At 50.0% G+C, this 12,075-nt stretch carries 13 protein-coding genes; 5 read left to right on the forward strand and 8 right to left on the reverse strand.

Annotation, left to right across the window (positions count from 1 at the left end):
- Nucleotides 1-48: 48 nt before the first annotated feature.
- The gene (locus tag ACYVFD_RS17045) at nt 49-381 is read left to right on the forward strand and encodes an MGMT family protein (RefSeq protein ID WP_461091477.1); all 333 of its coding nucleotides are present in this window, start codon (nt 49-51) and stop codon (nt 379-381) included.
- An 18-nt stretch (nt 382-399) separates the two neighbouring features.
- Here ACYVFD_RS17045 and ACYVFD_RS17050 read toward each other — a convergent pair whose 3' ends face one another.
- The 5 genes from ACYVFD_RS17050 to pgi all read right to left on the reverse strand — a co-directional run bounded on the left by ACYVFD_RS17050 (nt 400) and on the right by pgi (nt 4,946).
- Nucleotides 400-945, reverse strand: a complete 546-nt coding sequence (locus tag ACYVFD_RS17050; protein WP_461091478.1) for an HD domain-containing protein — start codon at nt 943-945, stop codon at nt 400-402.
- Nucleotides 946-960: 15 nt separating this feature from the next.
- On the reverse strand, nt 961-1,509 hold the full coding sequence (locus ACYVFD_RS17055; protein ID WP_461091479.1) for an NADPH-dependent FMN reductase: 549 nt from the start codon (nt 1,507-1,509) through the stop codon (nt 961-963).
- Nucleotides 1,510-1,524: 15 nt separating this feature from the next.
- The gene (locus tag ACYVFD_RS17060) at nt 1,525-2,091 is read right to left on the reverse strand and encodes a precorrin-2 dehydrogenase/sirohydrochlorin ferrochelatase family protein (RefSeq protein ID WP_461091480.1); all 567 of its coding nucleotides are present in this window, start codon (nt 2,089-2,091) and stop codon (nt 1,525-1,527) included.
- A 92-nt stretch (nt 2,092-2,183) separates the two neighbouring features.
- The gene (locus tag ACYVFD_RS17065) at nt 2,184-3,134 is read right to left on the reverse strand and encodes a porin family protein (RefSeq protein ID WP_461091481.1); all 951 of its coding nucleotides are present in this window, start codon (nt 3,132-3,134) and stop codon (nt 2,184-2,186) included.
- A 153-nt stretch (nt 3,135-3,287) separates the two neighbouring features.
- Nucleotides 3,288-4,946 carry a glucose-6-phosphate isomerase gene (gene pgi, locus ACYVFD_RS17070; RefSeq protein ID WP_461091946.1) on the reverse strand — a complete coding sequence of 553 codons (1,659 nt, stop codon included), beginning with the start codon at nt 4,944-4,946 and terminating at the stop codon, nt 3,288-3,290.
- A 219-nt stretch (nt 4,947-5,165) separates the two neighbouring features.
- Between pgi and ACYVFD_RS17075 the strand changes: the two genes are divergently transcribed.
- A complete protein-coding gene (locus tag ACYVFD_RS17075) occupies nt 5,166-6,830 on the forward strand; it encodes an ArnT family glycosyltransferase (protein ID WP_461091482.1) in 1,665 nt (554 codons plus the stop codon).
- Nucleotides 6,831-6,996: 166 nt separating this feature from the next.
- Entirely contained in the window at nt 6,997-7,380 is a 384-nt protein-coding gene (locus ACYVFD_RS17080; protein ID WP_461091483.1) for a hypothetical protein, read from the forward strand.
- Between the two features lie 52 nt (nt 7,381-7,432).
- Here ACYVFD_RS17080 and ACYVFD_RS17085 read toward each other — a convergent pair whose 3' ends face one another.
- Nucleotides 7,433-7,771 carry a YrdB family protein gene (locus ACYVFD_RS17085; RefSeq protein ID WP_461091484.1) on the reverse strand — a complete coding sequence of 113 codons (339 nt, stop codon included), beginning with the start codon at nt 7,769-7,771 and terminating at the stop codon, nt 7,433-7,435.
- Nucleotides 7,772-7,826: 55 nt separating this feature from the next.
- On the reverse strand, nt 7,827-8,966 hold the full coding sequence (locus ACYVFD_RS17090) for an acetamidase/formamidase family protein (RefSeq protein WP_461091485.1): 1,140 nt from the start codon (nt 8,964-8,966) through the stop codon (nt 7,827-7,829).
- Nucleotides 8,967-9,129: 163 nt separating this feature from the next.
- On the opposite strand from ACYVFD_RS17090, the gene ACYVFD_RS17095 reads away from it, so the two are divergent.
- The gene (locus ACYVFD_RS17095) at nt 9,130-10,578 is read left to right on the forward strand and encodes an MFS transporter (protein WP_461091486.1); all 1,449 of its coding nucleotides are present in this window, start codon (nt 9,130-9,132) and stop codon (nt 10,576-10,578) included.
- 84 nt (nt 10,579-10,662) lie between these two features.
- Here the strand turns inward: ACYVFD_RS17095 and ACYVFD_RS17100 are convergent, their stop codons facing one another.
- Nucleotides 10,663-11,064, reverse strand: coding sequence for a Dabb family protein (locus ACYVFD_RS17100; protein ID WP_461091487.1), 402 nt, complete (start codon nt 11,062-11,064; stop codon nt 10,663-10,665).
- Between the two features lie 185 nt (nt 11,065-11,249).
- Here ACYVFD_RS17100 and ACYVFD_RS17105 point away from each other — a divergent pair, with 185 nt between their 5' ends.
- Nucleotides 11,250-12,026 carry a M48 family metallopeptidase gene (locus tag ACYVFD_RS17105; RefSeq protein WP_461091489.1) on the forward strand — a complete coding sequence of 259 codons (777 nt, stop codon included), beginning with the start codon at nt 11,250-11,252 and terminating at the stop codon, nt 12,024-12,026.
- Nucleotides 12,027-12,075 lie beyond the last annotated feature (49 nt).

Here is a 12,075-nt window from a genome sequence, read left to right on the forward strand (position 1 = left end):
AACTCTGTGAGTCTCTTTTCCCTCCGTGATTCTCTGTGTTACAAGTCTATGGAGCAGCGCGATTATTTTGAAGAGGTGTACGACGTGGTACGGTTGGTGCCGAAAGGCCGCGTTACGACGTATGGCTCCATTGCCCGTTACCTAAGCTTACGGGCAGGCGCTCGCATGGTTGGCTGGGCCATGAATGGGTGCCATAATCGCCCGGATGTGCCCGCCCATCGGGTTGTAAACAGCTTGGGTGTATTAACCGGCAAGCATTTCTTCGGTGGGCCGACCATAATGGAACAACTACTGGAAGACGAAGGCGTTCGGGTTAAGAATGACAAAGTAGTCGACTTCAAAACGGTATACTGGGACCCGACTGTCGAGTTGGCTCTGTAAATTCATTGGCCTGATTGCTTACTCATCCAGATATTGCCGGTAACCCACCAGTTTAGTAGCCAGCCGATTTTCCAGATAGGTATTTGCTCCTTTTAGCGTTTCCAGAATGATCGTGGCTTCCTGAAGATATTCCTGCTTTTTGGCGTTGCTCCAATGATGGGGTGGTTTTTGCAGGTTCGTGATTCGGTCGGCTAGTTTTACCGCTCCCACTTCAGGCCGTAACGCGTTGATACGAGTCAGGCTATCAATCATTTTTTCGGATTTAGGCAGATCATCGGCTTTGGTCAGGGCATTTACGGCTTCAGCTATATCGGAGCCAAATTCGTGTGCTAGTTCGTCAACTGTTGTAGGTGTATCTTCCAGTACATCGTGCAAGAGGGCAACCTGAACCGCAAAAGTGACGTCGAAGTTGGCCGAGTGTTGAGCTGCCAGCAGGATCTCCATCGCCACATTGCTTAGGTGCACTACGTAGGGAAGGGGCGTTCCCGGAATGGTCTGATTTTGCTCCGCATGTTTGAGAGCCGCAAACCTAATCGCGTTTTGGTAGCTTGTCTGAGTATCCATCTTGGTAGGGTGGGCCTAAACAGTGGCAGGAGTATGTTGTACAGCATTGACCAGCGCATCAATGACAGTTCGAAGTTCCTGCGCCAGTACCGGGTCGGTGATTTCGCCAGCCGCATTCATCCGCATTTTAACGGAAGATACAATCAGCGAAGCGTCCTCGGGTAAGCTGGCGGTTAGAACCTCCATCGTATGAAACAGGGCCGCATGTGCCCGCGATCCACCCGAAGCCGATGGTCCTGCACTAATCACACTCACCGGTTTATAAACAAATTCGCCCGACGAGGCTAGCCAATCGAGCATATTTTTCAACACGCCCGGCATCCCATGAATGTATTCGGGTGTACAGATCATAACCGCATCGGCCTGCCGAAGTTGAGCCCGTAGCTTACTCACTGATTCGGGTGTGGGATCAACATCACGTTCGGGACTGAAATGGGGTAAATCGTCCAGCCCATCGTAAAGGCTAATGGTTACGCCAGCCGGAGCTAAGCCTGCGGCTGCGCGAAGGAGCGATGTGTTGGTGGAAGCAGCCCGTAGACTGCCCGAAATGGCGAGAATGTTCATGGTGTTGTTGGCTTATCAACGCAACACCCTGGTGATCTCGTTTAGTTTCTCCATTTTCTGGACAAAGTCGCCTTTGAGCTGATTCCGAATGGCTGTCAGATTGTCGAGCGTTTCCTGCAAGCTGTCGGGCAGAATGTCTTCCAGGACTTCCCGGAAGCGTTTGGCGAAGGTTGGCGATTTGCCGTTGGTCGAAATCGCAATTTTCAGGTCCCCTTTCTTAACGACCGAACTCAGGTAAAAATCACATAAATCCGGCGTGTCGGCCACGTTGACCAGAATGCGCTGTTGCTTGCAATCGGCCTGAACCTGATGATTAACGGCTTTGTCGTTGGTACCAACAATAACCAGGTCTTTATCTGACAGGTAAATAGAGTGATAAGACTCCTGAATAAGCTGTAGCTTGGGGTATTGGCTGGCCAGCGTCTGGATCTCTTCCCGAATAGTGGGGGCAACGAGTGTAATGCGGGCATCGGGTGAGTTGCTGAGTAGTGCAGTCAGCTTCTCCAGACCAACATAACCACCACCGACGATCAGGATGTGGAGGTTTTCGGCCTTAACGAATATAGGAAATAGGGTATTCATAAAAAAGTCGTCAGTCGATAGTGGTTTACGAAGCCAAATCTACTCCGTAAACAAACTACTATCGACTGACGACTACTGACTAGCAACTTTTTTTAAAACTTAAAGCCGACGCTGGCGCTCAGAACCCGTCGTTGCGAACCGTTGAAACCCGTTGTCGTAGTGTTGCCAGTGGTTGGGTTCGTGATCGAATTGCTCAGACCGTGGTGGTAGGTCAGATCGATCAGCAATGGGCCGATGTCAAAACCGATCTGGCCCAGTGCATTGAACGTACCGCTTTTGATTTCGGCATTGGTCAGATTGAACCGACCACTGCTGGAACTGATCCGGTTGGCATACTCCAGACCTGCCTGTAACCGGATAGCTGAAATACCCCGATCCGATTCAAGAAGTTTATAACCGATGTAAACCGGAATCTGGATGTACTGAATATTGATCTGATCCTGAATGTTTTGTGCGCTCTGTCCATCTCCTCTTGTAAAGTAGTTGGAGCTGGACGCAAAGTATTCACCACCCAATTGTCCGAACAGACGGCCACCGCCACGCACAAAGAAACCAGCTTGATAGCCTATGCGGCCTGATAGGTCACCACCCGTATTTGTACTTTCACCTTTGAACTTGGTGGAGTTCAGGCCCGCGTAAATACCAAACACAAAATTTTTGTAATCCTTCGCCTTGTAGTCGCGTGTTCTGGTTGTTTCCGTGGTGGTCACGGTTGTCGTCTGCGTGTTGTCGGCAGGCGACATGCTGTTGGTCGAATACGTGCTATTGGGCGTTGTATTCGCATTGTTCATCTGATTCACCGACGAGCTATCCGACGACATACTGTTGGTCGACATCGAATTGTTGTTCATCGAGTTCGAGTTGTTCATCGAATTCGAGTTGTTCATCGAATTCGTGGTGTCGGTTGTTGTCGTCGGTGTTGTATACGCAGGAGACGTTGTGCTGGTACTCGTCGTAGTCGAGTAGGTGTTTGTGGTCGTCTGGGCATTAGCCAGTCCTATACCACACAGGCAGATTGCCAGGAGTGAGAATTGCTTTTTCATAATGTTCTATCGTTGAGTTGCATAAAAAAGGGTGTAATCGAAATTACACCCCATTAACAGACGTATTATGAGCAATGTTTTGGCTCACGCCGGTTCTGATTGAATTTTAATCTGCTACAGGCATCAGAATCAGCCAGTAACCGACGTTAGTATTTATTCCGTGCGCATGGCTTTGAACGCATTCATCAGGCCATTGGTCGAACTGTCGTGCGAACTGACCGGAGCTTCGTTCAGAAGTTCGGGCAGGATACGGTTGGCGAGTTGTTTGCCAAGTTCAACACCCCACTGGTCGAAGCTAAAAATGTCCCAAATAACGCCCTGCGTAAAGATTTTATGCTCGTACATAGCGATCAGGCTACCCAGCGTACGGGGCGTCAGCTTTTTAAACAGGATCGAATTAGTTGGCCGATTGCCCGAGAATACCTTGAATGGCGTTAGCGCTTTGATCTCGTCGTCACTTTTGCCTGACTTCCGCAGTTCGTCGGCGGCTTCGGCTTCCGTTTTGCCGTTCATGAGCGCTTCCGTCTGAGCGAAAAAATTGGCCATTAAAATTTTGTGATGTTCGCCAATGGGTCGCTGACTGATGGCTGGAGCCAGAAAATCGCAGGGAATCAGCTTGGTACCCTGGTGAATCAACTGATAAAAAGCGTGCTGACCATTGGTGCCGGGTTCGCCCCAGATGATCGGCCCGGTCTGATAGTCGACTGGATTGCCATCTCGGTCAACCGATTTACCATTACTTTCCATATCACCCTGCTGGAAATACGCGGCAAAGCGGTGCATGTACTGATCGTATGGAAGGATGGCTTCTGTTTGTGCACCGAAGAAGTTGTTGTACCAAATACCCACCAGGCCCAGAATGACGGGTAGGTTCTGGTCAAGGGGCGTACTGTGGAAGTGATTATCCATCGCGTGAGCCCCCTCCAGTAATTCCTCAAACTTGTCGAAGCCGATATAAAGCGCAATGGATAGCCCGATAGCCGACCAGAGCGAATACCGGCCACCTACCCAATCCCAGAAACCAAACATGTTGTTAGGATCGATGCCAAATTTTTCGACGTCTTTCTGATTGGTCGACAGAGCCGCAAAATGTTTGGCAATAGCTGCTTCGTCTTTTGCCGCATCCAGAAACCACTGACGTGCCGTTTGGGCGTTGGTCATGGTTTCCTGCGTGGTAAACGTTTTGGAGGCAATCAGAAACAGCGTGGTTTCGGGCCGAACCGTTTGCAACGTTTCATAGATATGAACCCCATCGACGTTCGAAACGAAATGAACCCGTAATTTTTTATCGTCGGCATAAGGTTTCAGGGCTTCCGTAACCATCACTGGCCCCAGATCGGAGCCGCCGATGCCGATGTTCACGACGTCGGTGATGGCTTCGCCCGTATAGCCTTTCCATTCGCCCGAACGAATTCGCTCCGTAAACGATTTCATGTGGGCTAACACCTCGTTTACATCGGGCATCACATCCTTGCCATCGACCAGAATCGGCGTATTGGACCGATTGCGAAGGGCTACGTGCAGTACAGCCCGGTCTTCGGTCCGGTTGATCTTATCGCCCGAAAATAGCTTACCAATGGCATCTTTCAGCTCAGCCTGATTGGCCAGTTGAATGAGCAGATCCAGGGTTTCAGTGGTAATCCGGTTTTTCGAAAAATCCAGCAGGATGTCCTCAAACTGGCGCGAAAACGTCGCAAATCGCTGCGGATCTTCGGCAAACAAATCCCGTAAATGACGGTCTTTCAACCGGTCGTAATGTGCCTGTAGCTGGGCATAAGCGGCTAGCTCGGTAAATCGATGATTGGCAAGCATATGAGGTTTCATGTTTGAAGTTTCATGTTGCAAGTTTCAGATTTCAGGTTGCTAATGCGTTACTAATTCGTGCGTCAGTCAACCTGAAACTTGATACGTAAAACTTGAAACTCATTTCGACGGCGCGAATATCGTGAATCCCGGCAATCTTTTTTCGGCTATTTTTGCCATTCTTTTGTAGCATTTGTGCTGCTTACATTTCGCTGAATACGTTGCTGAATGAATCAAAAACTTTTTTATTCGCTCGTCCTGACTGTAGTAGGAGCTTTGTTGTTTATCCCGTTTCTGGGCGGGGTACGGTTGTTTGACTGGGACGAAATTAATTTTGCTGAGTGCGCCCGCGAGATGATTGCCCTGGGTGATTATCTGCACGTTCATATTGATTTTAAGCCGTTTTACGAGAAACCTCCGCTGTTTTTCTGGCTTCAGTCGATGATGATGAACCTGTTTGGCATCCATGAATTTTCGGCCCGGCTACCGAATGCGATCTGTGGGATCATCACGCTGGTGTACCTCTATAACCTCGGTCAGAAGCTACACGGACACCGGTTTGGGTTGCTGTGGTCGCTGGCTTATCTGGGTTCGGTAACGCCCCATCTGTATTTCCGCTCAGGAATCATCGACCCATTTTTTAATCTGTTTATTTTCATTGCCTTAGTCAATCTGGTTTTTGCCTCCTGGAAACGCGAACGACTAGGCGGAGCCATGACCGTACCCAAACCGGAGTGGACCTATATCCTGACGGGTGGTTTTGTGCTGGGGCTGGCTATTCTGACTAAAGGGCCGGTGGCCTACCTGATTATTTTCCTGGTATTGGTCACATATTGGGCACTGAACCGATTCCGGTGGTTTATTACGCCCCTTCAGTTCATAGGCTTTTCGGTAGCGGCTTCGGTCGGCTCACTGCTTTGGTATGGACTCGATATTTACCTCCATGGCCCTACCTTAGTACAGGAGTTTCTAGCCTATAGTATCCGACTACTCAGTACTCCCGATGCCGGACACGTAGGGTTTCCTGGGTATCACTTTATCATTCTACTGGTAGGCTGTTTTCCGGCTTCCATCTTTGCCATTCGGGCGTTTGGACCGCTGTTCATCGAGCGAAATTACCAGCGCGATTTCCGGCAGTGGATGCTCATTTTGTTTTGGGTTGTACTGATTCTATTCAGCATTGTGCAGTCGAAAATCGTCCATTATTCGTCGCTCTGCTATTTTCCGCTGACCTACTTTGCCGCGCTGACGTTGTCGCAACTGGAAGATCGGAAAATTCAGTTTAGCAACTGGCTACGGGCCGGGCTGATCATTGTGGGAGGTATTTTCGTGGTGGCCATTGGGGGTTTGCCGCTGATCGCTCATCGGATGGATATTGTTCGGCAGTTTGCCGATCAGGATGCCTTCTCGCAGGGTAATCTGGACGCTAAAATTGACTGGCCTTACTGGACGTTGATTCCTGGCATATGGCTTTTGATTGTGCTGGTTCTGGTAGTTCGATGGTATAACCAGCATGAACCAGCGCAGGCATCCGTCGTCCTGTTTGGCGGAGTAGCCGTTTTTATAACCCTGACTCTTTGGGCATTTATTGGCCGAATTGAAGGTATTTCGCAGGCGGCTGCCATGCGCTTTTTTGAACGGGCACAGGGGCAGAATGTGTACGTAAAAACGTACGGCTACCATAGCTACGGACCATTTTTTTATACAATGAAACCGCCGGTCACTAATCCAAATGCCTATAATGAAGACTGGTTGTTGCGGGGTAAGATCGATAAAGATGTGTTGTTCATCCGTCATGCATCGGAGCAACCCACCCTCCTCGACTCACTGCCCGATGTGAAGAAAACTGGCCAGGAAAATGGCTTCGTCTTCTATCGTCGGCAAGCGAAGTAGGTATTATTCAACACAGAGACACAGAGTACACTGAGAAGAATATTTTTTTTCTCAGTGTACTCTGTGTCTCTGTGTTGAATCTAAAACCCTGGCCATCACCGTTGGCAATTTGGTGTTTAAACGAATTGAATAAAACCGTTGAGGTGGCCAGTTCGTTATAGGATGCATGGCTACTTTACATGCATATTCTCGGTATTTACTCCTGCTGGTCCCTATTGGCTTCTGGGCCTGTAGTCATCCAAACACAGGTTCGAAAAAGAAGCTGACGATCGAAGTAGGGCAGATCAAAGAAATTTCCATGCCCAGCCGGGGCGATGGCAATTCCGAATTAATTGGTATGTCCGATAATCAGGAAATTGTCGAAGTGTCCCGGCAGCAACTGGCCCCGGCAGTAGATACCTTAAAACGGCCGAACGATGGCCCTACGGTCTTCCAGATTAAAGGCGTTACGGTGGGTACCGCCAATGTTGTATTCTCCACCAAACCGCTGAATCAGTCAGGGGCAGGGCAACCCATCCGCACCTATGTTGTACAGGTGAAGGCGAAGTAGCGCAAAATCAGTAACATGCTGCTGGCTATACGTCCGTTTGTTTCAGCCTCGGTCAATCCTTTAGCAATAGGGCTGCCAACTCGCTAACCAAGGCTAATCCGGCTAGGGTCATCGCCAAACGGGTATAGCCTGTTCGGTACAATAGAAAGAAGGCCAGCCCAAACATAATCAGTACGAATACGGTGTGATATGGGAAGCCAAGCTGGTGGGTCGAGCGTGGAGCTGCAAAAATACCCCATAACGTTGCCGCTGCCAGTGGAAAGCCTATCGCTAACAGGTATTTTCCATATGGATGCTGAGTCAGATGAAAACCTGCATACCCGTAAGCCCCTAGCATACAGAGTTCCAGCAAAAAATAAATAGTTTGGTGTAAGCCTTTCAATAGTTGCATGGAGTAAAATTAGTTTGGATTTTGTCATTCCTCCTTCGTCGGAAGGACAAAAGAACTACGCCCAAAACGTGAACTTCTTTTTGGTGAAGATCGATTTGGGAATCATGGCATGAACGCCCAGCGTCTGATCAACTACCTGACTGACTTCGAAATCGACGGCGGTGCTGGCAATGGATAAGGCTTCGTTAAAGGTGAAGCCCAGTTCGTCGCGAATGAAGGCGCAGGCTTCCGAAAGCGCGTTTTTCATCGCTTTGTTCAGGTCTTTATCCAGCCCGACAGCAATAAAATGGGTAGGTGTTTCGGCACGGGGATTTTTCAGCGTTTTGCCTTTATGGACAATAAACTTCACCGTCAGGTTAATAGCCGTTTCGATGGCAACCCCGCTGACTTCACCGTTGCCTTGGGCTCCGTGCCCATCGCCCGTCGTGAACAATCCGCCGGGAACTAATACGGGCAGGAACAGCGTGGTTCCTTTGATGAGGTGTTTAATGTCGAGGTTGCCGCCGTAAAAATTGGGTGGAATCGAACTCTGATGGCCCATGTCGGCAGGTGGCGATAACGCCATAACGCCCATAAAGGGTTTCAACGGAATCTCGATGCCTTCCTTAAACGTAGCCGTTTTCCGCTTCATATCGTACTTATATACGAAGGTTTCGCGGGTTTTCACCTCGTCGGGAATGCCGCCACCACCCGGCCAGACACTGTTGACACCAAAGGGGGCCGGAAATGTCAGATCAAGGATGCGGATTTCGAGACTATCGCCCGGCTGAGCGCCTTCAATATACACGGGGCCCGTCAGCATATGCCCACGGATACCCGAAGGTTCGGGTTTTACATGTTTCAGAATGGCAATCACCTCTTGGGCGTGCTGGTCGATGGGTAGGTTATTTTTGGTGTAAAACTCTTCGGGATTCGTCCGGCTAACGCCCGATGGATTGACCGTCTGAATTTCAACAACATCGCCATCAGCTACCTTTGCCACGGGCGGCACATCGGACCCAAAATAACCCCAGACCATATTTTCGGGCAATGACCGAACAACATGGTCTGGTTTTAATCGTAAACTATTGGCCTGTTCGGTTGATGCTACTTCAGGTGGCAGTAGGGGAGAAGCCAGGGCCGTTAGCTGGCTGGCTGACAGAGCGGCAAAGCCGTTACGGGTTGTCTGGAGGAAGGAACGCCGGGTTGTTTTCATCAGGTTGTTCTGTTCGTTTGTCTCAGAAAATGAGTGTACTAAGATAAAAAAACAGCCTTCAGTTGATTGACCTCAAGCCATTTTGTTGTCGATTTAAGTCGAAATTGCTCAAAACAACCCACCTAACTAACCGGTTACGTTCCCGAAGTAACCTGAATCGCCCGTGTCCTCATCTAGTGCTTCCGTCAAATCATCGCCCAATAAATGGATTATTCTGGGTACGGTCATGTTCGGTACGTTCATGTCGACGCTCGATAGCAGCATTGTCAACATTGCCTTACCGACGATTCGCCGGGATCTGGCGGCTGGAGACAGTGTTGAGTGGATCGTGCTATGCTACCTGCTGACGACCACCAGTACCCTGCTGATTATGGGAAAACTGTCGGACTGGGTCGGGCGACGACAACTCTACATCACCGGCTTCTGTGTGTTTGTGCTGGGATCATTATTGTGTGGACTAGCCTGGAGCTTGTGGTCGTTGGTTGCATTTCGGGTGGTGCAGGGACTGGGAGCCGCCATGATTTATGCCATTGGCCCCGCTATTATCGGCGATGCATTTGCGCCAAACGAACGAGGGCAGGCACTGGGCTTTATGGGGTCTGTTGTGGCAGCGGGTTCCAGTGCCGGGCCGGTGATTGGTGGTTTGTTGCTGGGGAAGTTTGGCTGGACAAGTATTTTTTTTGTGAATGTGCCCATTGGACTGATCGCGATCTGGCGTGCCTGGACCATCCTACCTGAAACCCCAAAAGTGACCGGCCAACGTTTCGATCTGCTCGGAGCAGGCTTATTTCTGCTAGGCGTCATTTCGTTGCTTACCGGGCTGGATTTCGGACCAGAACCCCGTTACGGCTGGGACTACCCACTGGTCATTGCCTTGCTCTCCATCGGTGTTGTGCTGCTGGGGCTGTTCCTGGTTTGGGAAATGCGGGTAAGTGAGCCCATGCTTCGGTTGAGCCTATTCCGAATCTGGCCGTTTACGTCGGCGATCCTGGCCGCTTTTTGTGGGTTTGTTGCATCGGGTGGCAACCTGTTTGTTATTCCGTTCTTTTTGCAGCAACTGCTTGGTCTGAACCCCGAACGAGCTGGTCTGGTATTGCTGGCTGGCCCCCTGACGCTCAGTCTGGTAGCGCCATTGGGTGGGTATCTCTCAAGTCGTGTTAGTACCCGGTGGTTATCCAGTTTTGGGCTGTTAATAACGGCTTGTGGGTATTTTGCTTTTTCGTTTCTGGATACGAGCTGGGACTGGAAGGATGTGGTTTGGCGGAGTGCCTTGGTCAGTATGGGATTTGGCCTGTTTCAATCGCCAAACAGTAGTAGCGCTCTCAACGCGGCTCCACTGAATCAGCGGGGCATTGCCAGTAGTATGATTGCCTTTATGCGGAATTTAGGATTTGTGGTCGGTATCGCCCTGGCCGCAGCGGTCTGGTATAGCACACGCAACCGATATGCGCTGGCGCATCAGGTAACCTATGAAACCGTCGACGCTCAATTGCTTGGTATGCATTATGCCTACCGAATTATGGCGGGTCTGGTGCTGACGGGGGCTATTATTTCATTTAGCCGTGGCCGAGCTGCAAAGCTATCGGCCCCCGTTGCGGTGTCAGAAGCGTAACGCGGACATCCTGTCCGCATGGGGAATATTTTTAGTAAAGCCCATGCGGACAGGATGTCCGCGTTACTATATCACCTAATTACATTACCGTTTTGGGCCAATTGAATCGTAGATCACAACTTTTTCCCAGAGGTGAGCATAGTTTTTCCGGAAATCGTCGTGGATGGGGTGCTTCTGATACGCTTCTTCGTCGGCGGGACTATCGAAAAAACAGAGCCACGAATAGGTATACTTTCGTTCGATAACGTCGCGGTTCGTGGCTGCGGGTGTGCCAATGTGAACCAGCTTGATGGTCGGGCATTTGGCCAGTTTATTCAGACCTTCCAATAGTTTAGCTTTATCGGCCGCACTACCGGCATTTTTTAGGTAAAACAGTACATGATGTACGAACAGTTGTCCTGCTTCGGGAGCTACAGCGGGTAGACTGGCCCCCAGCCCGGCGGCAACACTATTCCTGACAAAATTTCTTCGCGATTGTTGGCTCATCGGTATTCTGGTAAATGAGATTGGTACAGGTTGATTCTTCCGCAAAAATGACGAACGATTTGGGGTTCAGCAAATCTGCATCTGAATTCAGGGTCGAATGCCTCACTAAACCTTTCGGTCCTTTAACTAGTCTCTTAATAAGCTCTACGTCTGATAGAGTTGTTTAACACTTAATTCACTCAACGATGAAACGAATAACAGGAATGATTTTTTGGCTCGTTAGCCTTCCGTTGGTCACGCAAGCGCAAATCCGACTGGATTCGAACCTGGTAAAAGCGCTAATGGCAGCCGCTGGGTCTGCTACCTTGTCGGATGCTCAGGTTGCTGAATACTCGCGCCAGGCCATAGTACAAATGGATGCACAAAACCCAGTGGCTGGGCCTAGCGATCCGTATACAGTACGACTTAACCGAATTGTGAGTCGACACCATACAATCAGCGGTATACCGCTCAATTATAAAGTGTACAAAGTGAAGGACGTTAATGCGTTTGCGACTGCCGATGGCAGTGTTCGGGTGTTTCAGGGCCTGATGGATATAATGACCGACACGGAGTTATTGGCTGTGATGGGCCATGAAATAGGCCACGTAGCCAATCATGATGTACGCGACGCTATGAAAAAATCGCTGCAACGGTCGGCCATACGCGATGTGGGCTCATCGAATTCGGGTATGATCGGTAAGATTTTTCGTTCGCAACTGGGCGATGTGGCCGATTACGTCGCAGGCGCATCGTTTAGCCGTAAGCAGGAAACGGAAGCAGATGATTATAGCTACAGTTTTCTGAAACGAAACGGGTATAGTGTGCTGGCGTTGGCTACCTCGTTTGAGAAACTGGCGAAGTTGAGCGGGGGAGGGCAGGGTGGAAAAGTCGCAACCATCCTATCAAGCCACCCCGACAGTAAAGCACGGGCTCAGCGTGTCCGTGATCGCGCCCGTCGCGATGGTCTGGCGCGTAAGTAGTTGTAAGTTGATCGAAAGGTACGACCCCGATGGAGTCGAATGTCTATAG

The organism is Spirosoma gilvum (assembly GCF_054776815.1).